General features: G+C 56.9%; 23 protein-coding genes. 9 read left to right on the top strand and 14 right to left on the bottom strand.

Features of this window, described 5'->3' with window-relative positions; all coding sequences use genetic code 11:
* The 9 genes from V7Q41_RS00855 (at position 1) to lysS (ending at position 10256) form a co-directional block, all read left to right on the top strand.
* Positions 1–1002: an XdhC family protein gene (locus V7Q41_RS00855; RefSeq protein WP_333841544.1), complete on the top strand. Its 1002-nt coding sequence runs from the start codon at positions 1–3 to the stop codon at positions 1000–1002.
* A 245-nt stretch (positions 1003–1247) separates the two neighbouring features.
* Entirely contained in the window at positions 1248–2378 is a 1131-nt protein-coding gene (gene asd, locus V7Q41_RS00860; protein WP_333841546.1) for an aspartate-semialdehyde dehydrogenase, read from the top strand.
* A 24-nt stretch (positions 2379–2402) separates the two neighbouring features.
* Positions 2403–4028 carry a type IV pilus assembly protein FimV gene (locus V7Q41_RS00865; protein ID WP_333841548.1) on the top strand — a complete coding sequence of 542 codons (1626 nt, stop codon included), beginning with the start codon at positions 2403–2405 and terminating at the stop codon, positions 4026–4028.
* Between the two features lie 5 nt (positions 4029–4033).
* Complete coding sequence (gene truA, locus V7Q41_RS00870; protein ID WP_333841551.1) at positions 4034–4831, top strand: tRNA pseudouridine(38-40) synthase TruA; 798 nt, start codon at positions 4034–4036, stop codon at positions 4829–4831.
* Positions 4828–5508: a phosphoribosylanthranilate isomerase gene (locus V7Q41_RS00875; RefSeq protein ID WP_333841553.1), complete on the top strand. Its 681-nt coding sequence runs from the start codon at positions 4828–4830 to the stop codon at positions 5506–5508. Before truA ends, V7Q41_RS00875 begins: the two co-directional genes overlap by 4 nt.
* Before the next feature lie 80 nt (positions 5509–5588).
* Positions 5589–6878 (top strand): tryptophan synthase subunit beta, encoded by a 1290-nt coding sequence (gene trpB / locus V7Q41_RS00880; protein WP_333841555.1) that lies wholly within the window; start codon positions 5589–5591, stop codon positions 6876–6878.
* Positions 6875–7696, top strand: a complete 822-nt coding sequence (trpA, locus tag V7Q41_RS00885) for a tryptophan synthase subunit alpha (RefSeq protein ID WP_333841558.1) — start codon at positions 6875–6877, stop codon at positions 7694–7696. Before trpB ends, trpA begins: the two co-directional genes overlap by 4 nt.
* A 72-nt stretch (positions 7697–7768) precedes the next feature.
* Positions 7769–8641: an acetyl-CoA carboxylase, carboxyltransferase subunit beta gene (gene accD, locus V7Q41_RS00890; RefSeq protein ID WP_333841560.1), complete on the top strand. Its 873-nt coding sequence runs from the start codon at positions 7769–7771 to the stop codon at positions 8639–8641.
* Between the two features lie 73 nt (positions 8642–8714).
* On the top strand, positions 8715–10256 hold the full coding sequence (gene lysS, locus V7Q41_RS00895; protein WP_333841562.1) for a lysine--tRNA ligase: 1542 nt from the start codon (positions 8715–8717) through the stop codon (positions 10254–10256).
* Here the strand turns inward: lysS and V7Q41_RS00900 are convergent.
* The 14 genes from V7Q41_RS00900 to acpP form a co-directional block, all read right to left on the bottom strand.
* Positions 10253–10642: a hypothetical protein gene (locus V7Q41_RS00900; RefSeq protein WP_333841564.1), complete on the bottom strand. Its 390-nt coding sequence runs from the start codon at positions 10640–10642 to the stop codon at positions 10253–10255. The genes lysS and V7Q41_RS00900 overlap by 4 nt on opposite strands.
* Positions 10643–10657: 15 nt before the next feature.
* The gene (locus V7Q41_RS00905; RefSeq protein ID WP_333841567.1) at positions 10658–10855 is read right to left on the bottom strand and encodes a hypothetical protein; all 198 of its coding nucleotides are present in this window, start codon (positions 10853–10855) and stop codon (positions 10658–10660) included.
* 37 nt (positions 10856–10892) lie between these two features.
* Complete coding sequence (gene nagZ / locus V7Q41_RS00910) at positions 10893–11975, bottom strand: beta-N-acetylhexosaminidase (protein ID WP_333841569.1); 1083 nt, start codon at positions 11973–11975, stop codon at positions 10893–10895.
* Positions 11976–11988: 13 nt separating this feature from the next.
* Positions 11989–12387 (bottom strand): holo-ACP synthase, encoded by a 399-nt coding sequence (gene acpS, locus V7Q41_RS00915; RefSeq protein WP_333841571.1) that lies wholly within the window; start codon positions 12385–12387, stop codon positions 11989–11991.
* On the bottom strand, positions 12384–13133 hold the full coding sequence (locus tag V7Q41_RS00920; RefSeq protein ID WP_333841574.1) for a pyridoxine 5'-phosphate synthase: 750 nt from the start codon (positions 13131–13133) through the stop codon (positions 12384–12386). Before V7Q41_RS00920 ends, acpS begins: the two co-directional genes overlap by 4 nt.
* A gap of 8 nt (positions 13134–13141) precedes the next feature.
* Positions 13142–13909, bottom strand: a complete 768-nt coding sequence (gene recO / locus V7Q41_RS00925; protein WP_333841577.1) for a DNA repair protein RecO — start codon at positions 13907–13909, stop codon at positions 13142–13144.
* 16 nt (positions 13910–13925) lie between these two features.
* Positions 13926–14885, bottom strand: coding sequence for a GTPase Era (gene era, locus V7Q41_RS00930; protein ID WP_442918767.1), 960 nt, complete (start codon positions 14883–14885; stop codon positions 13926–13928).
* Between the two features lie 44 nt (positions 14886–14929).
* Positions 14930–15658: a ribonuclease III gene (gene rnc, locus V7Q41_RS00935; protein WP_333841583.1), complete on the bottom strand. Its 729-nt coding sequence runs from the start codon at positions 15656–15658 to the stop codon at positions 14930–14932.
* Positions 15655–16650, bottom strand: coding sequence for a signal peptidase I (lepB, locus tag V7Q41_RS00940; protein ID WP_333841586.1), 996 nt, complete (start codon positions 16648–16650; stop codon positions 15655–15657). The genes rnc and lepB overlap by 4 nt, the downstream gene beginning before the upstream one ends.
* Positions 16650–18458 carry a translation elongation factor 4 gene (gene lepA, locus V7Q41_RS00945; RefSeq protein ID WP_333841588.1) on the bottom strand — a complete coding sequence of 603 codons (1809 nt, stop codon included), beginning with the start codon at positions 18456–18458 and terminating at the stop codon, positions 16650–16652. Before lepA ends, lepB begins: the two co-directional genes overlap by 1 nt.
* A gap of 457 nt (positions 18459–18915) precedes the next feature.
* Complete coding sequence (locus tag V7Q41_RS00950) at positions 18916–20442, bottom strand: DegQ family serine endoprotease (protein ID WP_333841590.1); 1527 nt, start codon at positions 20440–20442, stop codon at positions 18916–18918.
* Between the two features lie 10 nt (positions 20443–20452).
* Positions 20453–20890 (bottom strand): hypothetical protein, encoded by a 438-nt coding sequence (locus V7Q41_RS00955; protein WP_333841593.1) that lies wholly within the window; start codon positions 20888–20890, stop codon positions 20453–20455.
* A gap of 10 nt (positions 20891–20900) precedes the next feature.
* Positions 20901–22145, bottom strand: a complete 1245-nt coding sequence (gene fabF / locus V7Q41_RS00960; protein ID WP_333841596.1) for a beta-ketoacyl-ACP synthase II — start codon at positions 22143–22145, stop codon at positions 20901–20903.
* A gap of 17 nt (positions 22146–22162) precedes the next feature.
* Positions 22163–22402 carry an acyl carrier protein gene (acpP, locus tag V7Q41_RS00965; protein ID WP_104801359.1) on the bottom strand — a complete coding sequence of 80 codons (240 nt, stop codon included), beginning with the start codon at positions 22400–22402 and terminating at the stop codon, positions 22163–22165.

Here is a 22402-nt window from a genome sequence, read left to right on the forward strand (position 1 = left end):
ATGAACAGCATCGACATTGACGTGATTCGCACGGCCCTGGACTGGCAACACAAAGGCCACCGTGTGGTGTTGGGCACCGTGGTGCGCACCTGGGGTTCAGCGCCGCGACCACCGGGCTCGCTGATGATCATTCGCGACGATGGCCAAGTGGCTGGATCGGTGTCGGGCGGGTGCATTGAAGACGATTTGATTCGCCGGGTGGCCGCAGGCGAGTTGGCCATGCGCATGCCTGAGACCACCACCTATGGTCAAACGGCTGAAGAGGTGCGCCGGTTTGGCCTGCCTTGTGGCGGCTCAGTGCAAGTGGTGCTCGAGCCTTTGTCGCCTCAGTCTCACTTGCGCGAATTGTTGGTGCTGATTGAGCAGCACCAGCGGGTGGAGCGCCGACTAGACATGGCCACAGGCGTGGTCAAGATGCAAGCTGCCACCGAGGGCGACAAGGTGCAGTTTGATGGCGAGAGCCTCACCACCGTGCATGGGCCACGCTTGCGTTTGCTCATCATTGGCGGGGGGCAGTTGTCGCGTTATTTGGCTGCCATGGCCGTCATGCTGGATTACCAAGTCACGGTGTGCGAGCCGCGTGCCGAGTACCACGAGGGCTGGCAAGCCCTGGCCGGCGTGACCTTGTCCACCCAAATGCCCGACGACTTGGTGCTGGCCATGAACCTGGACCACAACAGCGCTGTGGTGGCGGTGACGCATGACCCCAAGCTCGATGACTTGGCTCTCATGGAAGCGTTGCGCACGCCTGCGTTTTATGTGGGCGCTTTGGGCTCGCGCCACAACAACGCACAACGCCGCAAGCGCTTGTTGGACTTTGATGTGTCGCAAGCCGAGGCCGACCAATTGCGTGGCCCCGTGGGTTTGAATTTGGGCGCCTTGACCCCCCCAGAAATCGCCATGAGCATCGTGGCCGAGATGACCGCCATGCGACACGGTGTGGACTTGAGCCAAACACTCAGCAATTGGGAAAGCTCAAAAACATGGTGTGGATTGGCCTAATCATTTCATTGGGTCATTTAGGCGCAAGGCCCCATCCGATATAATATTGGCCATGATTCACGCCCGCTGTTTCTCTGCGAACTCACCATCCCCAGCAACGCTGGCGGCATGCGCGCGCGTGATCACCATCAAAACCACGATCACAAAGGGCTAAGCAGCTCTGGTTCGTCGTGCGCCTCCCGGCCAGACGAGCCGGGCAAACAGTCAGGTCTGGCACTGTTTTTAATTTGAAAAGGCGTTAAAAAATGAGCAAGTTAGTGGGTTTAGTCGGTTGGCGCGGCATGGTCGGCTCGGTATTGATCGACCGCATGGTTCAAGAAAATGATTTTGATCTGATTGAGCCCGTTTTCTTCTCTACCTCCAACGCGGGTGGCCAAGCCCCTGCGCAAGCCAAAAACGAAACCACGCTCAAAGATGCCAACGACATTGAGGCCTTAAAGAAGTGCGACATCGTGCTCACTTGCCAAGGCGGTGACTACACCAAAGAGGTCTACCCCCAACTTCGCGCAGCGGGCTGGAACGGCCACTGGATTGATGCAGCCTCTAGCCTGCGCATGGCGGATGACGCGGTCATAATCTTAGACCCAGTCAACCGCAACGTCATCGACACAGCCCTGGGCCAAGGCGGTAAAAATTGGATTGGTGGCAATTGCACCGTGAGCTTGATGCTCATGGGCTTGGGTGGCTTGTTCCAACACAATCTGGTGGAGTGGGTCAGCGCCATGACTTACCAAGCAGCCTCGGGCGCGGGTGCACAAAACATGCGCGAGTTGCTGAGCCAAATGGGCGCTTTGCACGCTGCCGTGAAAGACGACTTGGCCAACCCCGCCTCTGCCATCTTGGACATTGACCGCAAAGTGTCGGCCACCATGCGCAGCGCAGCGTTTCCCACCCAAAACTTTCGCAACACGGCCTTGGCTGGCAGCTTGATTCCTTGGATTGACGTGCCTGTAGAGCACGGCCAAAGCAAGGAAGAGTGGAAGGGCGGCGCAGAATGCAACAAGATTTTGGGTAAGCCCGCGTTCCGCTCTGCGGGCTCGATTCCTATCGACGGTTTGTGTGTGCGCATTGGCGCCATGCGCTGCCACTCTCAAGGCTTGACCATCAAGCTGAAAAAAGACGTGCCGATGGACGAGATCGAAAGTATCTTGGCGCAAGCCAACGACTGGGTCAAAGTCGTGCCCAACGAACGTGAACTCAGCGAACGCCACCTCACCCCTGCAGCTGTGACGGGAACCATGACCGTGCCCGTGGGCCGTCTGCACAAAATGGCCATGGGCAACGACTATCTGGGTGCCTTTACCGTGGGTGACCAACTCTTGTGGGGGGCCGCCGAGCCCTTGCGACGAATGTTGCGCATCCTTTTAGAAGCTTGATAAAACAAAGTAATATCTCTGGCTATGACCCAAGCTACACGCAACGCTTCACGTTTGTTCCAGAGAACTGCTTTGTGGGCAGCCCTGTGCCTGTCGGTTTTCGGCAGTGCGCAGGCGCTCACTTTGAGCCGTCCTGTGGTGCAAAGCAAGCAGGGCGAAGCTTTGCGCGCCGAAATCGACATCAGTGACATCTCCCCAACGGAGCAAGTCGACTTTCAAGCCGACTTGGCCAGTCAAGAGATTTATAAGGCCGCCAAAATCGAAATACCTGCCAATAACGGCATGCCTGTCGATATTCAGGTTCAACTGTTGCGCCGTGACAACGGAAAACCATATCTCAAAATTACCAGCAAACAGCCGATCAATGGCAACACCATCGATTTGCTGATTGATTTGCGCTGGGCAACAGGGCGTTTGTTACGCGACTTCAATTTATCTTTGGACGATGCCAGCGCCAGCAAAAAAGTCAGCCCTGTCATGCCGAGCCTGGCAGCCACTGCAACGACTTCCAAACCGTCCAATTCACAAACATCTGTGGATGGAAATTCAGGCCCCATCACAGTAAAAAAAGGTGACACGGCAAGTGAACTGGCAGTGAGCAAGACACCCGAGGGGGTCTCACTCGATCAAATGTTGGTGGCTTTGCTACGCAGCAACCCAGATGCATTTGTGGACAGCAATGTCAACCGCATGAAAGCGGGCGCTTTGCTGACCTTGCCCACCGAGCAAGAGGCCAAAGCTATTTCACGCGACGAGGCTCGCCGCGAAATTCAAATTCAAACCAAAGACTTTGACGCCTACCGAGCCGAACTGGCAGCTCGCGCCCCGGGTGGAACCGTGCCCAAAGTGGCCCGCGACACTGCTGGCAAGCTCGACGCCAAAGTTCAAAACAAAAATGCCAAGACCAACCAAGACAAGTTGACTTTGGCCAAACCCGGCAGCAAAGAAGCCGCCGTTGAAGACAACATTGCGCAGCAACGCGAAGCCCAAGATGTGGCGAGCCGCGCTGCCGAATTAAGCCGCAACATTGCCGAACTTGGCAAAATTGCAGCCGCCACAGTGACCGGCGCAACTGATGCTGCATCTGCAGGCGGCGTCATCGCTGCAGATGTGCCAGCCAGCGCCGCACAGACCAGCAACGATTGGATCAATGAGCTACGCGAACACAGCCTCACACCTGTGGGTGCTGGTGCCTTGATTGCGCTGTTGGTGTTGCTGGGTCTGTGGCGCCGTCGTGCTGTGGGTTCGCAACAAGACGACATCCAAGGCTTGCCCCCATTGAATGTGAAGTTCAATTTGGACTTGCCAGAGCATGATCGCCAAGAACCAATTGAACGCGCCTACATCCACGATGTGGCCATGCATGCACACGACCATGAACAACATGACCTGGATGAGCATGACCTAAGGGAACAACACACCCGCAGCAGCGCACCCCCTGCTCGCCCCACGATGGAAATGCCTAACATTTCTCTGGACTTGGACGATATGGGCAACCCAGGCCCCTACCAAGTGCGTATTGACTTGGCTGACGAGTTGTGGAACTTGGGGCAGCTGCACACCAGCCGTGCTTTGATGGAAGAGGTGGCTAACGAAGCCTCTGGCGCTGACAAAGAAAAAGCCCTCCAGTGGCTGGCTGAACGAGGCTAAACCCCATGCGGATGGCGATGGGCTTGAGCTACAGCGGCCAAGCCTACGAAGGTTGGCAGAGCCAGTCTTCAGGCAAAACAGTACAGGACAAGCTAGAAAATGCGCTTGCCAAGTTCACCCAAACCTCCATCTCCACGTTGTGTGCAGGTCGCACCGATGCTGGCGTGCATGGCCTGATGCAAGTCATTCACTTTGACACGGAGCTTGCGCGCACCCCACAGTCTTGGTTGCGCGGTACCAACCGCTATTTGCCACTCGACATTGCGGTTCAATGGGCGCGCGAGGTGCCGCGCGAATTTCACTGCCGCAGCAGCGCCATTTCGCGACGTTATGCCTATGTGTTGCTCGAATCAGCCGTGCGCCCCAGTGTTGAGCTCGGCCGCGTGGGCTGGGTGTACCGACCGCTGAACCTTCAAGCCATGCAACAAGCTGCACAGCATGTGATGGGTGAGCATGACTTCACCTCATTTCGCGCCTCCAGTTGTCAGGCCCTCACGCCGATCAAAAACATGACGCATATTGCCATCACCCGCAAAAGCACGAACGCGGGCTCGGCGGTGTGGCGCTTTGAGTTTGAAGCCACTGCTTTTTTGCACCACATGATTCGTAACCTCATGGGCTGCTTTGTCAAAATTGGCACAGGTGACAAACCGCCACAGTGGATGGCCGACGTGCTGGCCGCCCGCGATCGCGATGCTGCGGCCCCCACCTTCAGCCCCGATGGTTTGTACTTTTTGGGCCCCCGCTATGACGCGCACTGGGATTTGCCCGACCGAACCCCTGCGTATGATGGGCTGCCATGAACCGCACACGTATCAAAATTTGTGGACTCACCCGTGAACAAGACGTCGCCGATGCGGTGGCCGCGGGTGTGGACGCGATTGGCTTTGTCATGTACGAGCCCAGTCCACGTGCAGTCTCAGTGGAACGCGCAGTCGAATTGGCCAAACGCCTACCGACCTTTGTCACACCCGTGCTGCTGTTTGTCAACGAAACCTCCGAGACCATCGCACACACGGCAGCCCAAGTCCCGGGCGCATGGCTGCAGTTTCATGGCGACGAAACGCCCGACCACTGCCGCAAAATTGCCCGTGCCTTGGGTCGACGCTGGATTCGCGCGGCCCGCATCCCGCTAGAAACCCCAGCGGGCGAAGAACCCTTTGACCTCTTAAAATACGCACAAGATTACTCAGACGCCCAAGCTGTGCTGCTCGACGCCCATGTCGACGGCTACGGCGGCGGCGGCAAAACATTCAATTGGTCACAGCTGCCTCTAAACGTCAACGCTCACCTCGTCTTGTCTGGTGGACTCAACGCTGCCAACGTGACCGATGGCATTCGCGCGCTGCGTCACCACGGCCTTTCATTGGCAGTTGACGTGAGCTCGGGCGTGGAATCGGCCAAAGGCATCAAAGATGTGGCCAAGATGGTTGAATTCGTCAGAGCCGTCCGCGCAGCCGACGCAGAGCACCCGCTCTAAGCCCTCTCCCTTTTTTGTTTGAAACATGGGGACGCGTTGTTGCTAACGCAGTTCTTCCAACACATTTTTAGCAGGCAACTATGTCGAACTACCAACAACCCGATGCACGCGGCCACTTTGGCATTTACGGTGGCAGCTTCATCAGCGAAACCCTGACCCACGCCATCGAAGAGCTGAAAGAGGCCTACGCCAAATACCAACACGACCCAGCCTTCATCGCCGAATTCAAAAACGAGTTGGCGCACTTTGTGGGCCGCCCCTCACCCATCTACCACGCCGCCCGCATGAGCCGCGAAATGGGCGGGGCGCAAATCTTCTTCAAACGGGAAGACTTGAATCACACAGGCGCACACAAGATCAACAACACCATTGGCCAAGCCATGCTGGCCAAGCGCATGGGCAAGCCGCGCGTGATTGCCGAAACAGGCGCGGGCCAACATGGCGTGGCCACTGCCACCATTTGTGCTCGTTACGGCCTGGAATGCGTGGTCTACATGGGTGCAGAAGACGTGAAACGTCAAAGTCCCAATGTGTACCGCATGAAGCTGCTGGGCGCGACGGTGGTACCCGTGGAGAGTGGCAGCCGCACCCTCAAAGACGCGCTGAACGAAGCCATGCGCGACTGGGTGGCCAACGTGGACAACACCTTCTACATCATCGGTACAGTGGCTGGTCCACACCCCTACCCGATGATGGTGCGTGATTTTCAAAGCGTGATTGGCGAGGAATGCCTCACGCAAATGCCAGCCATGTTCAAGAGTTTGCAGATGGCCGAACAACAGCCAGATGCGGTGCTGGCCTGTGTGGGCGGCGGCAGCAATGCCATGGGCATCTTCTACCCTTATATCAACCATGCCAACACGCGCCTGATTGGTGTCGAAGCCGCAGGCGAAGGCATGCACACCGACCGTCACTCGTGCTCGTTGCAGATGGGTGCACCCGGCGTGTTGCACGGCAACCGCACCTACATCTTGCAAGATGAAAACGGCCAAATCACAGAAACGCACAGCGTGAGCGCTGGCCTCGACTACCCTGGCGTGGGCCCTGAACACGCGTTCCTCAAAGACATTGGCCGCGCCGAGTACGTGGGCATCACCGACACCGAGGCGCTGGACGCCTTTCATTACCTCTGTCGCACCGAGGGCCTCATCCCTGCGCTGGAATCGAGCCATGCCGTGGCCTACGCCATGAAGCTGGCCAAAACCATGAAGCCCGAACAGTCCATCTTGATCAACCTCTCGGGCCGTGGCGACAAAGACATTGGCACCGTGGCCGATCTGAGCGGCGCAGACTTTTTCTGCCGCCCCAGCTGCCAAGGCCAATCGGTCAAAGGTGGCCCTGCCGAACACATCATGAAAGTTGTGAAATGAGCCGCATCGAACCTACGCTTAAAAACCTCAAGACCCAAGGCCGCAAAGCCCTCATTCCTTATGTGATGGCAGGCTTTCCACAAGCCCACATCACGCCAGCACTCATGCACGGCATGGTGGATGCGGGTGCAGACATCATTGAGCTGGGCGTTCCGTTCAGCGACCCCATGGCCGACGGCGCCGTGATTCAAAAAGCAGGTGAAGCCGCCCTGCGTTTTGGCGTTGGCACCACCCAAGTGCTGGATATGGTGCGCGAGTTCCGCCAAACCAACACCACCACCCCCGTGGTGCTGATGGGCTACGCCAACCCTGTGGAATGCTACAACCTCAAGCACGGTGCAGACTCATTTGTCAAAGACGCGTCGGCTGCTGGCGTGGACGGCGTACTGGTGGTGGACTACCCCCCCGAAGAATGCGAAGAGTTCGCCGCCACCCTGCATGCGCACCACATGGACTTGATCTTCTTGCTCGCACCCACCAGCACCGACCAACGCATGGCGCAAGTGGCTCGCATTGCCAGCGGCTATGTGTATTACGTCTCGCTCAAGGGCGTGACCGGCGCAGGCAACCTCGACACCGACGCCGTGGAGGCCATGCTCCCGCGCATTCGCCAGCATGTGCACATTCCCGTGGGCGTGGGCTTTGGCATTCGCGACGCGGCCACCGCAACTGCTGTGGGCCGCGTGGCCGATGCGGTGGTGATTGGCAGCCGCATCATTCAATTGTTAGAAGCCGCCCCAGCTGGCCAGGAAGTGGCGGCTGCACATGCGTTTTTGACAGGTATTCGCAGCGCTTTGGATGCATCAAGCGCGTCTTAAGCGCCTTTTGAGCCACACCTAACTGGCCCGTTAAAATCAAAGTATTCCAAGAGAACTGACGAAAGGCTCACCATGAGTTGGCTCGAAAAACTGCTGCCCCCAAAAATTCAACACACCGACCCCTCGGACCGCCGCAGCGTGCCTGAAGGTGTTTGGGTCAAGTGCCCCAGCTGTGAGACGGTTCTGTACAAAAGCGACTTGCAAGCCAACCAAAATGTTTGCCCCACTTGCAGCCACCACCACCGCATGAGCGCGCGCGACCGTTTGGACATGTTCCTCGACGCCGAAGGCCGCTATGAAATCGGTCAAGAAGTGCTGCCTGTGGACGCCTTGAAATTCAAAGACAGCCGCAAGTACCCCGAGCGCCTCAAAGAAGCCATGCAAAACACTGGCGAAACAGACGCCTTGGTGGTCATGGGCGGCGCGGTCCACAACATCAATGTGGTGGTGGCCTGTTTTGAATTCGACTTCATGGGTGGCTCGATGGGCTCGGTCGTGGGCGAGCGCTTTGTGCGCGGTGTGCACGCTGCCATCGAACAAAAAGTGCCGTTCATCTGCTTCACCGCCACCGGCGGCGCGCGTATGCAAGAGGGCTTGCTCTCGCTGATGCAAATGGCCAAAACCAACGCCTCGCTCACCCGCTTGGCCAAAAAAGGCTTGCCCTACATCGCCGTGTTGACCGACCCCACCATGGGCGGCGTGTCGGCAGGTTTTGCGTTTGTGGGTGACATCGTCATCGCCGAGCCCAACGCCCTGATTGGCTTTGCCGGCCCCCGCGTGATTGAAAGCACCGTGCGCGTGACCCTGCCTGCAGGCTTCCAACGCGCCGAGTTCTTGCAAGAAAAAGGCGCCATCGACATGATTTGCGACCGCCGCGAACTGCGCAAAACCATTGCCAGCACTTTGGCGATGTTGCAGCGCCAGCCTGCGGATGCGGTGGCTTGACGCTGGTTTTTTTATTCCAATATTTGCTGCTCTTCCTCTTTTAGGCAGCCCCTCCCCTACTCAGCCCCTTTAGATGTCCAACAACCACACCCCCGCCACGCCCGAAGCCGCTCCCGTCGATGAAAACCAACTCGTGGCCGAGCGCCGCGACAAGCTCAAGGTCATGCGTGAGCGTCAGGCTGCAGGCCTTGGCGTGGCGTTTCCCAACGATTTCAAGCCCGCGCACCATGCCGCTACCTTGCACGAGTTGCATGGCGACAAGACCGCCGAGGTGTTGACCGAAGAGGGTCAGTTCGCCAAAGTAGCGGGCCGCATGATGCTCAAGCGCGTGATGGGCAAGGCCAGCTTTGCCACGCTGCAAGACAGCACGGGCCGCATTCAGATTTACGTGACACGCGATGACGTGAGCGAAGACCTCTACGCCGATTTCAAACACTGGGACTTGGGCGACATCGTGGCGTGCGAAGGCAAGTTGTTCAAAACACGCACAGGCGAGCTGTCGATTCACGCCTCCAGCATCCGCATGCTGACCAAGAGCCTGCGCCCCATGCCCGACAAGTTCCACGGCGTGGCTGACCAAGAGATCAAATACCGCCAACGCTACGTCGATTTGATGACAGACGAGACCGCACGCAAGCGCTTTGTGGCGCGCAGCAAAGCGGTCAGCGGTATTCGCGACTTCATGGTGCAACACAACTTCCTCGAAGTGGAAACACCCATGCTGCACCCCATTCCAGGCGGGGCCAACGCCAAGCCGTTCACCACGCACCACAACGCGCTGGACCAAGAAATGTTCTTGCGCATCGCGCCTGAGTTGTATTTGAAGCGCTTGATCGTGGGTGGCTTTGAGCGGGTGTTTGAGATCAACCGCAACTTCCGCAACGAAGGCATCTCGGTGCGTCACAACCCCGAGTTCACCATGATGGAGTTCTATGCGGCGTATTGGAACTACCAAGACCTGATGCATTTCACCGAAGAGCTGGTGCGCGACGCCGCCATGAAAGCCGCTGGCACCTTGTTGCTGACCTACGGCGGCAAGGCCGTGGACTTGGCTCCAGCTTTTGAGCGCCTCACGATTCGTGAAGCCATCCTCAAGCACACCGAAGCGGGCGAGAACGTGGACAACACCACCTGGTTGATCAACGCCTTGCAACAACTCGGTTTCAAAGAAGAAAAAGACAAGCTCAGCACACGCAGCTTGGCCAGCCTGCAAGTGATGTACTTTGAAGAGACGGTGGAAGACAAGCTGTGGCAGCCCACCTTCATTTGCGAGCACCCGGTAGAAATTTCACCTTTGGCCCGCGCCAGCGACAGCAAGCCTGATGTGACCGAACGCTTTGAGCTCTACATCACAGGCCGCGAGTTTGGCAACGGCTTTAGTGAGTTGAATGACGCCGAGACCCAAGCCGCCCGCTTCCACGCCCAAGTGGCCGCCAAAGACAGCGGCGACGACGAAGCCATGTTCTATGACCACGACTTTGTGCGTGCCCTCGAATACGGCATGCCTCCCACGGGCGGCTGCGGCATTGGCATTGACCGCTTGATGATGTTGCTGACCGACAGCCCAAGTATTCGCGACGTGATTTTGTTCCCCGCGTTGCGCCGGGAAAATTAAAACAACTGGGTGTAAACCACAGCGCCCAAGCCCACAAAAGCCAGGGTCAAGCCAAGCACCACCCAGCGAAGCGTTTGACGCAAGCCACTCACGGCAGACAGCAAAGCGGCGTTTTGCTCGGCCAAGGCGCTCACGGTTTGCATGAGCTGCGTTTGGCGATGTTGCAGCGCGTCAATTTGCACATTCGCAGCCAGCCAACGGTTTTTCAGCTCGCCCAAACTCGGCACTTCATCATGCGCATTGGGCGTGGCCATGGGCGGCGGCGGTGCTGCATCGGCTGGCTTGCGGGACATGAGATCACGGGCTTTTTCAAGCACGCTGGGTGCGTGAGAAATGACGTCACCCCAAGGGATGACTTTGAGCGCGGAGAGCCAAGGGATTGCCATTGAAAAAACCTTTGGTTAAATTTTTTCTACACCCGACTCAGGCGAATCGCCTTCAGGGCCAGACGCATGATCGGGGTCCATGGGTGGGTTGTCGCCCAACTCACCATCGGGCGATGTTTTGCGCGCATCCCGCTCACGCAGTTTGTCTTCTTTTTTCTTTTTCTTGGCTAACTCGCGTTGGCGTTTTTCGTAGTTGTAATTGGGCGTTGCCATGAGAGCTTTCGTGGGTGGTGGTGAACATGGGTGCAGGTTAAGGCAACAAGTCCAATGCCCGCAAGTATGCAGGATGAGTCATCAGCGCGTCCCAAGCTAGCGGCGAAGTGGTGGGCAGCAGTGCGCGGCGACGCTGTTCGCTGGCGTCACTGGCGTGCCATTGGTTTTTCAACAGGCATTCGGTCAATCCTTCGAGCATCTCGTCAACCCCATGTCCGTCGCCCAGGCTTTGGTTGCACAAGAGCACCAAGTCGCAACCAGCGTTGAGCGCCGCGACACCCGCTTGCGCAAAGCTAACCGAACGGTCTTCGATGCGGCGTGCGCCCGCCATCGACAAATCGTCGCTGAAGATCGCACCATTGAAATGCAGCTGACCGCGCAAGATGTCTTGCAGCCACCGCGCTGAAAAGCCCGCGGGCAGCGCATCCACCTTGGGGTAGATGACATGCGCGGGCATGACGCTGGTGAGCGTGGTGGTGAGCCAAGGGTAAGGCAAAGCGCAGTCGCCCATGATGGCTTTGAGGCTGCGTTTGTCAACGGGGATGTCCACATGCGAATCAGCCTTCACAAAGCCATGGCCTGGAAAGTGTTTGCCGCAGTTGGCCATGCCCGCCAGCAACAATCCGTGCATGAGGCTCTTGGCCAAGGTGGTGGCCACGCGTGGGTCACGGTGAAAAGAACGGTCGCCAATCACGCCGCTCTCGCCGTGGTCTAGGTCTAGCACAGGGGTGAAGCTGAAGTCCACACCACACGCGCGCAACTCGCTGGCCAACACATAGCCGCAGGCGGTGGCGGCTTCCATGGCTGCCATCGCGCCGCTGCCAGCTTGCTTCTTTTTGTCTTTCATCCACAACTCGCCCAAAGCGCGCATGGGGGGAATGTGTGTAAAGCCGTCAGTGCGAAAGCGCTGTACGCGCCCACCTTCGTGGTCTACGCAGATCAGCAAATCGTCGCGCACCGTCTTGATGTCACCGCACAGTTGCGTGAGCTGTGCGCGACTGGACCAGTTGCGGCCAAACAAAATCACGCCGCCAGTCAGCGGGTGTTTCAAGCGCTGGTGATCAGCTGCGCTGAGCTGGGTACCCGCAATGTCAAGTATGAGGGGGGCGTGGTGAGACATCAATCGAATGGTCTTAGGCGTTGTGTGATTCAACCACCACGTAGCTGGTGGCATAGTCGGACTCGTCGCTCACGCTGACGTGGGCACTCAGGCCTTTGGCTTCAAACCACTCTTTGAGCACGCCGTGCAACACAAGGGTGGGCTGGCCGCTGGGCAGCTTGGCCACTTCGCACAAGCGCCAGGTCATGGGCATGCGCATGCCTAACCCAATGGCTTTGCTGAAGGCTTCTTTGGCCGAGAAGCGTGTGGCCACATAGCGCACACCGCGCTCGGGCCAGCGTTGGCTGCGGGCGCGGTAGGTTTGCATTTCGTTGTCGCTCAGTACCTTTTGCGCAAAACGTTCGCCATGCTTGTGCAACGACGCACGGATGCGACGAATGTCGCAAATGTCTGTGCCGATGCCGTAAATCATGCAGGCATGCACGCGTTGTAAGCGCGAATGGTTGCGGTGTAGCCCATCTCTAAAGCGTCGGCTATCAGAGCATGGCCAATCGACACTTCTTGCACGCCGGGAACGTTGCTGAGAAACGTGTGCAGGTTGAGGCGGTTCAAGTCGTGCCCGGCGTTGATGCCAAGGCCTGCAGCCAAAGCAGCTTGGGCTGTGGCTTTGAATGCAGCCAAAACCTCAGCTTGTTTGGATGTGCCGTAGGCAGAGGCATAGGTCTCGGTATACAGCTCCACGCGATCAGCGCCCACCGCTTTGGCCGCGGCCATGGCTTCAGGAATGGGGTCCATGAACAAACTCACACGCGCCCCCAAAGCTTTGGCCTCATCAATGAGCGGCTTCAAGCGCTCGGCGTCTTGCGCAAAGGTCCAACCGTGGTCGCTGGTGAACTGGCCTTCGCTGTCAGGCACAAAGGTCACTTGATGGGGGCGCACTTGGCGCACAAAGTCCATCAGGTTGTGGAAGGGGTTGCCTTCAATGTTGAATTCGCGCTCAGGCCATGCTAGGAGCAAGGCAGCCAAGTCGTGCACGTCGCCAGCGCGGATGTGGCGCTCATCAGGGCGTGGATGAACGGTGATGCCCGCAGCGCCCGCCTCGAGGCAAAGGGTGGCTGCACGCGTGACGCTGGGTACGCCCAAATGGCGCGTGTTGCGCACCAAGGCTACTTTGTTGAGGTTGACTGACAGGGCAGTTTTGGTGTGGGCGTGAGGCATTGAGTTACTCAAAGAGATTGCAGGTCAATCATCATCTGCCGGGTGCGCAGCGTTTTGACCCCGCAATGGTAGTGCAGCAAGGCCCTGAGCTGGCCCTGCAAGGCGTTGCGCTGTTCGGTGGGCATCTCGGCACACACACGCAGCGTGGCGGTGAATGGCGACTCTGTGGCCAGGCTGTCGTGCAGCTGCAGCCACACACAGGCTGCCAAACCCGTGCGGTCTTGCAAGTTGTGGGTGCGCAGGCCGCCTTCCGGGACCAGCACATACAAAACATCGTCCAGCAGGGCTTCAAGCGTCAGCGTTTGGACGTTGAGCTGAGGCAAAAAACCAATGTCGCGCAACAGCAGCAACTCAAAGGCACGCAGCGCAGGGTTGATGGTTCCCTCGTGTCCCGAGGCCAGCACTTGCACGACTTGGCGGTACAGGTCAAACAAACGGGTGTGCGGGTCGTCCCGCGCAAGCAAACGCAACAGCAGCTCGTTGAGGTAGTAGCCCGACAGCAAGGCCTCACCCGTGGGCATGATGTGACCGCCCACCCACTCGGCACCCTTCAAGGTGCGAATTTCGGCGTCTCCCGAATAGCTCACACTCAGCGGCTGCAAGGGCAACAACACAGGTCGAAAATTAGAGCTGGGTTTTTTCGCGCCTTTGGCCACCAAGGCGACCCGCCCATGATGACGGGTGAAGGTTTCCAAAATCAGGCTGGACTCGCTCCAGTCATAGCGATGCACCACAAACGCGGGCTCGTCGTGGATGCGGGGGATGCCCCGCGACATAGAGGACGGGCTGGACTTACTCGTAGCCAAAGCTACGCACCCGCGCTGCATCGTCGGCCCAACCTGAGCGCACTTTGACCCACAGTTCCAAGAACACTTTGGCGTCAAAGAGTTTCTCAAGCTCGGTACGGGCTTCCATGCCCATGCGCTTCAAGCGCTCGCCTTTGTCACCGATCACCATGGCTTTGTGGCCATCGCGCTCGACCACGATGGTGGCGGCAATGCGCACCAAGCGTTTGACGCCTTTGGTTTTGCCCTTTTCTTCTTCGAACTTGTCGATGATGACGGTCGAGGTGTAGGGCAACTCATCCCCAGTCAAGCGGAACAATTTCTCGCGCACCATCTCGGCGGCCATGAATTTTTCGCTGCGGTCGGTCAGCTCGTCGGCCGCATACATCCAGGCTTGCGCGGGCAGGTACTTTTCGCAAATGCCCAACAGGCGTTGCACGTCTTTGTCGTTCTTGGCCGACATGGGCACGATTTCGGCAAAGGGGTGACGGTCTTGCATGGCTTGCAACCACAGCATGATGTCGGCACGGTTTTTCATGGTGTCGAGTTTGTTGGCCACCAACAGCGTGGGAATACCTTTGGCCAACAACGACAGCACGCGTTCGTCGGCAGGTGTGAAGCTGCCCGCCTCCACCACCAACACCACCAAGTCCACATCGCCCACCGCGCCTTGCACCGTTTTGTTGAGCGACTTGTTCAAGGCGTTGCCGTGGATGGTTTGAAAACCAGGCGTGTCCACAAACACAAACTGCGACGCGCCTTGGGTGTGCATGCCCGTGATGCGGTGGCGTGTGGTTTGCGCTTTGCGCGAGGTGATGCTGATTTTTTGACCCACTAAAGCATTGAGCAAGGTTGACTTGCCCACATTGGGTTTGCCCACAATTGCAATCAGGCCACAGCGCTGGTCGGCAGGCGCCACCAGCGCTTGGCTGGCCACCACGCGGTTGCCTTTGCTGGCAGCCAGCATGGCGTCGATGTCTTGAAGCGTTTGGTCGGGATTGGGAAGAGTCGTCATGGTGTGAGCCCGTTGTCTTTGATGAATTGAAGCATGGCTGCTGCGGCGGCTTGCTCCCCAGCGCGGCGCGAAGCGCCAATGCCGCGCTCGCAGCGGGCCAGTTCTGGAACTTCACATTCCACATCAAAGGTTTGTTTGTGTGCCGCACCCAAGGTGCCCACCACACGGTAGATGGGCAGTTTGCACTTGCGCGCTTGCAGCCATTCTTGTAATTCGGTTTTGGCGTCTTTGCCCACCGCTTGCATGTCGGGGTTGACTTCGACTTTGGCAAAAATGCGTTGCACCAAAGCATCTGCGGTGGCGTAGCCTGCATCGAGGTAGACCGCACCCAGCACGGCCTCTAAGGCATCGGCCAAGATGGAGGGGCGCTTTTGCCCCCCCGAGTTCATCTCGCCCTCGCCCAAGCGAAGGATGCCCGACAAACCCAGCTCAACGGCCAAATGGTGCAAGGTGTCTTGCTTGACCAAGTTGGCACGCACACGCGAGAGGTCGCCCTCGGGCAAGGTGTGCAGACGTTGGTAGAGCAAATTGGCCACCGCCAAATTGAGTACGGAGTCGCCCAAAAACTCCAAGCGCTCGTAATGGTCGGCACTGAAGCTACGGTGCGTCAAGGCTTGCGTGAGCAACGCTGGATTTTGAAAGGTGTATTCCAAGCGCGCTTGGAGCGTCTCAAGAATTTGTTGTTGAGACGGGCTGGGTCGGTCTGAACGCGCGCGTGCTGTCATTGAAAGGCGCCGATGCGCGCAAGGCTGCCAAAGTTCATCCACACAAAGAAGGCTTTGCCCACAATGTTTTTCTCAGGCACAAAGCCCCAGTAGCGCGAGTCAAGTGAGTTGTCGCGGTTGTCACCCATCATGAAGTAGTGGCCAGCAGGCACTTTGCAGGTCACGCCTTCGACGGTGTATTGGCAGTTGTCTTTGAAGGCAAAGTCTTCCGCACCCGGGATGAACGATGGGCGGTCTTTGTCGTTCAACAAGTTGTGCGAGCGCACGCCTGTCATCTCAGTCGGCTGCGTGCCCAATGGCAGCTTTTCTTCAAACTGGGTGATGTAGCGCATGCTGTCTTGCTCAAAGAAGTCAGAACGCGGGTCTTTGTTGACCGCTTGGCCATTGATGGTGAGTTGTTTGTTTAAGTAAGCTACCTCGTCACCGGGTACGCCAATGACGCGCTTGATGTAGTCAAGGCTGGGCTTGGGTGGGTAGCGAAACACCATCACGTCGCCGCGCTGCACGGGGTTGCCGTCGGTCAGCTTGGTGTTGATCACAGGCAGGCGCACCCCGTAGTGAAACTTGTTCACCAAAATCAGGTCGCCCACATGCAAGGTAGGAATCATCGAACCGGACGGAATCTTGAATGGCTCAAAAAGAAAAGAGCGCAACACAAACACCACGGCGATGACGGGGAACAATCCCGCCGTCCAGTCCAGCCACCAAGGCTGCATGTACAAACGCTCTTTGGCTTCTTTGACGTTCAGATCGGTTTGGGTAATGCCTTGGCCATGCAACTCAGCCGTGCGTTTGTCAGCCTTGGCTTGCAAACGATCCGCGGCTGCTTGGCGCAGAGGCAAGAAATAAAACTTTTCGGCCAACCAGTAAACACCAGTGACAACGGTGGCCATGAACATGAGCAAGGAAAAGTTGCCCTCAATCATGCCCACATACCAAAACCCAGCGTAGCCCACAAAGGCTGCCAATACGAATGCGGTCAACGTAGCCATCAATCCTCCACTTGCAAAATCGCCAAGAAGGCTTCTTGCGGAACTTCAACTGAACCAATTTGTTTCATGCGCTTTTTACCTGCTTTTTGCTTCTCAAGCAGCTTGCGTTTGCGGCTGATGTCACCACCGTAGCATTTTGCCAGCACGTTTTTACGCAAGGCCTTGATGCTTTCGCGCGCAATGATGTTGGAGCCAATGGCCGCTTGAATTGCCACGTCAAACATTTGGCGGCTGATGATTTCACGCATCTTAGCCACCACCGCACGGCCGCGGTACTGCGACTGTGAACGGTGCACGATGATGGACAAGGCATCGACCTTTTCGCCGTTGAGCAAAATGTCGACTTTCACCACATCTGAGGCGCGGTACTCTTTGAATTCATAGTCCATCGAGGCATAACCGCGAGAGACCGATTTGAGCTTGTCAAAGAAGTCGAGCACGATTTCGCCCAAAGGCATCTCATAGGTCAGCATGACTTGGCGACCGTGGTACGCCATGTTCATTTGTACGCCGCGCTTTTGGTTGGCCAGTGTCATCACCGCGCCCACGTAGTCTTGCGGCATGTACAAATGCACGGTCACAATGGGCTCACGAATTTCGTGCAGCTTGCCTTGTTCGGGCATCTTGGCAGGGTTTTCGACCATGACCACTTCGCCGTCAGGCATCTTCACTTCATACACCACGCTGGGGGCGGTGGTGATGAGGTCTTGGTCAAACTCCCGCTCCAAACGCTCTTGCACGATTTCCATATGCAGCAGGCCAAGGAAGCCGCAACGAAAACCAAAGCCCAACGCCTGGGAGACTTCGGGCTCGTATTGCAAGGACGCATCGTTGAGCTTGAGCTTTTCCAACGCGTCGCGCAGACCATCGTATTGGTTGGCCTCGGTGGGATAGAGGCCCGCAAACACTTGGGGCTGAATTTCTTTAAAACCGGGCAAGGCTTGCTCGGCCGGGCCTAGGTTGTTGGGCAGCTTCTTTTCTAAGGTGATGGTGTCGCCCACCTTGGCGGCTTGCAGCTCTTTGATGCCCGCAATGATGTAGCCCACTTGTCCAGCTTCGAGCGACTGGCGTGGCTCGTTGGCAGGCGTGAACACGCCCAAGTTGTCAGCGTTGTAGACGGCCTCGGTGGCCATCATCTTGAAGCGTTCGCCTCTACCTAGGCGACCATCCACCACGCGGACCAACATCACCACGCCGACATAGCTGTCAAACCAGCTGTCGATGATCATGGCGCGCAAGGGCGCGTTTTGTTGCCCTTGTGGCGGCGGCATTTTGGCGACCACTGCTTCTAAGATCTCATCAATGCCCATGCCTGTTTTGGCTGAGCACGGAATGGCGTCGGTGGCATCAATGCCAATGACGTCTTCAATTTCAGCTTTGGCATTCTCAGGATCGGCGTTGGGCAAATCCATTTTGTTGAGCACAGGCACCACTTCCACACCCAAGTCGAGCGCGGTGTAGCAGTTGGCAACCGTCTGTGCTTCTACGCCTTGACTGGCATCGACGACCAGCAACGCACCTTCGCATGCAGAGAGCGAGCGCGACACCTCATAGGAGAAGTCCACATGACCGGGTGTATCGATCAAATTCAAGTTGTAAATCTGACCGTCTTTGGCTTTGTATTGCAGCGAAGCGGTCTGCGCTTTGATAGTTATCCCACGCTCTTTCTCGATGTCCATCGAGTCAAGAACTTGCGCAGACATGTCACGTTCTTCCAGCCCACCGCAACGCTGAATCAAACGATCTGCCAAGGTAGATTTGCCGTGATCGATGTGGGCAATGATTGAGAAGTTTCTGATGTTGTTCATCAACGGGAACACTTAAGTGATTGAATTCAAAGGGAGAGCGCCAAGAAAAAAGGGCGCGTCATTCGCTGACGCGCCCAGAACCAACAAGCAATGGCAACTGCATAAGTTGGAAGGTCATTGTAGGCAAAAACCCCGATTTGAATAGAGGTCTCAACTCGGATGAGGCCTCGTTGCGGGTTCGCAACATGAATCTATCCACAACTTATTAACAATTTGACAAAGGGGTGGTGGGATAACTTGTGGGTGATCTGTGGATCACCTGTGGAGTCGGTCAACCAATCCCGTATCGTGGAGTTTTAGGCTTGCGATATATCGCAAAAACGCATTCAGCGATTGGATTCTATACAAAAAGGGCTTGAGCACATTACTTAAGTTTGTAAACACTAACTTATAAAGAATTTTTGAAGCCACAAAAATATTTTTTATCTCCCATGATTCCCGACTCTGGCAAAGGGGTTTATCGCACAGGACGAATCACGGTGTATTGAGCCCATTCGCCACGCCGGATCAACAAACTGACAGGTTTGCTTCGGTCTAGCTTAGCAACCATTGCCTCTAGCGCCTGCATTGTGGGGGTTTCAATGTTCGCTAAGCTCAAAATCACATCACCCTCTTGAATGCCTGCACGCGAGGCCGGCTCAGCCACAGCATCCACCCGGACACCACCGCGCAGTTTGAGTTCTTTTTTCTGTGCGTCTGTCATCTCACTGACCGTCAGGCCCAGCACCTTGGCGACGATGCCGGCTGGTGGCTTCTCGGGAGCGGCCGCCTTCTTCACTGGCTTATCGGCTTCAAACTCTCCCACGCTGATGGACATGTCTTTGAGGTTGCCACGGCGCCAAACCTGAATCGTGCTACGTGTGCCGGGCTTGGTGTTGCCCACCATGCGCGGCAGATCGCTCGACTTTTCAATGGCTTTGCCCTCAAACTTCAAAATGATGTCGCCCGGCTCTATGCCCGCCTTTTCAGCAGGTGAGCCCTGTTCGACCCCGCGGACCAAAGCGCCCTGCGCTTTGGCCAAGCCCAAAGACTCGGCCACTTCTTTTGTGACTTGGTCAATCTGCACACCCAAGCGACCACGCTGCACCTTGCCTGTGGCACGCAGTTGCTCGCTCACACGAACGGCTTCGTCAATCGGAATGGCGAAAGAAATGCCCATGAAACCGCCCGAGCGGGAATAGATTTGGCTGTTGATGCCCACCACCTCACCACGCATGTTGATGAGCGGGCCACCCGAGTTGCCGGGGTTGATGGCCACATCGGTTTGGATGAACGACAAATAGTCACCGGTATCGCGCTGCTTGGCACTCACAATGCCAGCGGTCACGGTGTTATCCAAACCAAAAGGTGAACCAATGGCCATGACCCACTCACCCACTTTGAGACGGTTCACATCACCAATCTTCACAGCGGGCAAGCCGGTGGCGTCAATCTTCACCACCGCCACGTCAGTGCGCTTGTCTAAGCCCACGATGCGGGCTTTGAACTCGCGCTTGTCTGGCAAGGTGACCAACACTTGGTCAGCACCTTCGACCACATGGGCGTTGGTCATCACAAAGCCATCGGCTGACAAAATAAAGCCCGAGCCCACACCTCTGGGTTGCTCATCTGGCTGACCTCGGTTAGGCCGCTGCTGACGCGGCGCATTGGGAGCATTGGGCGAAGGCATGGGCACGCCAAAAAAACGCCTGAAGAACTCTTGCATCTCAGCATCAGGCTCGCCGCCTTGGGGGTCACGCACCGCTGCTTTTTCGAGCGTGCGAATGTTCACCACTGAAGGGCCGACTTGCTCCACCAATTCTGTGAAGTCTGGCAAGCCTTTGACCATGGCGCCGCTGCCCGAAGACTGAGCATTCTGCGCCAAAGCCGGCTGCGCAAGCGCTGCACTGAGGGCCGAGACGCACAGGCCTGCAACCAAAGAGGCTCGGCAAGCATGCCAATGCGACTTCAAGACAGAACGATCCCATGAGAATGAACGAGCCATGTTTCTTCCTTCAATACATACCGTCGCGTTGATACACCGCGCGACGCAAATCTTGCCAATGGTGGCGGGCCCCCTCTGAGCCCAGCCACAACCACAGTGGTTTTGCCTTCAGTGTGTCAGATGCGGGTTGCCAGCGTAAAAGCAAGGCTTTTTGCACATCCAACGCCACACTGACCTCACCCCATACTTCTCGACACCCATCGCCCGGGATCTGCAAGCACCACACTTGGCCATTCCATGTGAGCATGCCGACTTGGCCCAGTGCACGCCAACCTAACAAGCCGCCCATCGCTGCGGCCAGAGCGGCCATGCCCCAGACCCAGGTCACCTCTTGGTGAATAGCCCAAGCGAACAACACCGCCGACGTCAGCACGACAAAACACGCATACAGCCAACGCTGAAAAGCACAACGCCCCAGCGGATAAGAAACCGATGGGGCGTTGTGCATGACAGAAACCTCAGATGCGTTTGAAAACCAAAGCGCCGTTGGTGCCGCCAAATCCGAAATTGTTTTTGAGGGCCACATCGATCTTCATGTCACGCGCGGTGTTGGCGCAGTAGTCCAAGTCACACGCGGGATCTTGGTTAAAGATGTTGATGGTGGGTGGGCTCTTTTGGTTGTGGATGGCCAACACGGTGAACACGCTCTCAATGCCGCCAGCGCCGCCCAACAAATGCCCTGTCATTGATTTGGTCGAGTTAACCACCGTCTTCTTGGCGTGATCGCCCAATGCGGCTTTGATGGCATTGGTTTCGTTGATGTCGCCCAGGGGCGTGGAGGTGCCGTGCGCGTTTAAGTAGTCGACTTGGTCTGCATTGACACCCGCGTTACGAAGTGCACTGAGCATGGCGCGACGGGGGCCGTCCATATTGGGCGCTGTCATGTGACCTGCATCCGCGCTCAAGCCGTAGCCACCCAACTCTGCATAAATTTTGGCACCACGCTTTTTGGCATGCTCATATTCTTCGAGGACCAGAACGCCAGCGCCCTCTCCCAAGACAAAGCCATCTCGGTCGCGATCCCAAGGACGCGAAGCGGTGGCTGGGTCATCATTGCGTGTTGACAAAGCGCGCATAGAGGCAAAGCCGCCTACACCCAAGGGAGAAATACAACCCTCAGAGCCGCCTGCAATCATGACATCGGCATCGCCGTACTCAATGTGACGCCCTGCTTCGCCGATGCTGTGCAAGCCTGTGGTGCACGCGGTGACCACGGCCAAGTTCGGGCCTTTGAAGCCAAACCGCATGGACACGTGTCCAGAAATCATGTTGATGATGGAGGCTGGCACAAAGAATGGCGAAATGCGTCGTGGGCCTTTGGCCAGCATTTCGTCATGCATGCTTTCGATCAAGGGCAAGCCGCCAATGCCAGAGCCGATCACGACACCAATGCGCGTCGCTTCTTCTTCGCCTAGGGCTTGGCCAGTGGCAAGCCCTGAGTCTTGAACCGCTTGGACCGCCGCAGCAATGCCATAGTGAATGAACTTGTCCATGGCACGCGCCTCTTTGGGGGCGATGTACTGATCAAGATCTAAATCTTTAACTTCACCACCAAAATGGCAGTTGATGCCAGACGCATCAAAACGCGTGATGTTGGCAATGCCGGATTGCCCGGCTAAAAGATTGGCCCAAGCGTCGGCCACCGTGTTACCCACGGGGCTGATACAGCCTAGGCCTGTCACGACGACGCGACGACGGCTCATGCAGTAGTTCCTATTGGTTAGGCTTTTTTGTGAGTCAACGCGTAGTCAATCGCGTTTTGCACGGTGTTGATTTTTTCGGCATCTTCGTCTGGGATTTCAATACCAAACTCATCTTCCAATGCCATCACCAATTCCACTGTGTCCAAAGAGTCGGCACCCAAATCAGCCACAAAGGCTTTTTCGTTGGTCACTTGAGACTCTTCAACGCCGAGTTGTTCAGCAATGATTTTTTTGACACGCAGTTCGATATCGCTCAT

The sequence above is a fragment of the Limnohabitans sp. genome (assembly GCF_036804465.1).
Lineage (GTDB): Bacteria > Pseudomonadota > Gammaproteobacteria > Burkholderiales > Burkholderiaceae_C > Limnohabitans.

Coding starts and splice junctions, on each gene's coding strand:
- V7Q41_RS00855 (WP_333841544.1), top strand. CDS start 1: ATGAACAGCATCGACATTGACGTGATTCGCACGGCCCTGGACTGGCAA.
- asd (WP_333841546.1), top strand. CDS start 1,248: ATGAGCAAGTTAGTGGGTTTAGTCGGTTGGCGCGGCATGGTCGGCTCG.
- V7Q41_RS00865 (WP_333841548.1), top strand. CDS start 2,403: ATGACCCAAGCTACACGCAACGCTTCACGTTTGTTCCAGAGAACTGCT.
- truA (WP_333841551.1), top strand. CDS start 4,034: ATGCGGATGGCGATGGGCTTGAGCTACAGCGGCCAAGCCTACGAAGGT.
- V7Q41_RS00875 (WP_333841553.1), top strand. CDS start 4,828: ATGAACCGCACACGTATCAAAATTTGTGGACTCACCCGTGAACAAGAC.
- trpB (WP_333841555.1), top strand. CDS start 5,589: ATGTCGAACTACCAACAACCCGATGCACGCGGCCACTTTGGCATTTAC.
- trpA (WP_333841558.1), top strand. CDS start 6,875: ATGAGCCGCATCGAACCTACGCTTAAAAACCTCAAGACCCAAGGCCGC.
- accD (WP_333841560.1), top strand. CDS start 7,769: ATGAGTTGGCTCGAAAAACTGCTGCCCCCAAAAATTCAACACACCGAC.
- lysS (WP_333841562.1), top strand. CDS start 8,715: ATGTCCAACAACCACACCCCCGCCACGCCCGAAGCCGCTCCCGTCGAT.
- V7Q41_RS00900 (WP_333841564.1), bottom strand. CDS start 10,642: ATGGCAATCCCTTGGCTCTCCGCGCTCAAAGTCATCCCTTGGGGTGAC.
- V7Q41_RS00905 (WP_333841567.1), bottom strand. CDS start 10,855: ATGGCAACGCCCAATTACAACTACGAAAAACGCCAACGCGAGTTAGCC.
- nagZ (WP_333841569.1), bottom strand. CDS start 11,975: ATGTCTCACCACGCCCCCCTCATACTTGACATTGCGGGTACCCAGCTC.
- acpS (WP_333841571.1), bottom strand. CDS start 12,387: ATGATTTACGGCATCGGCACAGACATTTGCGACATTCGTCGCATCCGT.
- V7Q41_RS00920 (WP_333841574.1), bottom strand. CDS start 13,133: ATGCCTCACGCCCACACCAAAACTGCCCTGTCAGTCAACCTCAACAAA.
- recO (WP_333841577.1), bottom strand. CDS start 13,909: ATGTCGCGGGGCATCCCCCGCATCCACGACGAGCCCGCGTTTGTGGTG.
- era (WP_442918767.1), bottom strand. CDS start 14,885: ATGCTGGCTGCCAGCAAAGGCAACCGCGTGGTGGCCAGCCAAGCGCTG.
- rnc (WP_333841583.1), bottom strand. CDS start 15,658: ATGACAGCACGCGCGCGTTCAGACCGACCCAGCCCGTCTCAACAACAA.
- lepB (WP_333841586.1), bottom strand. CDS start 16,650: ATGGCTACGTTGACCGCATTCGTATTGGCAGCCTTTGTGGGCTACGCT.
- lepA (WP_333841588.1), bottom strand. CDS start 18,458: ATGAACAACATCAGAAACTTCTCAATCATTGCCCACATCGATCACGGC.
- V7Q41_RS00950 (WP_333841590.1), bottom strand. CDS start 20,442: ATGGCTCGTTCATTCTCATGGGATCGTTCTGTCTTGAAGTCGCATTGG.
- V7Q41_RS00955 (WP_333841593.1), bottom strand. CDS start 20,890: ATGCACAACGCCCCATCGGTTTCTTATCCGCTGGGGCGTTGTGCTTTT.
- fabF (WP_333841596.1), bottom strand. CDS start 22,145: ATGAGCCGTCGTCGCGTCGTCGTGACAGGCCTAGGCTGTATCAGCCCC.
- acpP (WP_104801359.1), bottom strand. CDS start 22,402: ATGAGCGATATCGAACTGCGTGTCAAAAAAATCATTGCTGAACAACTC.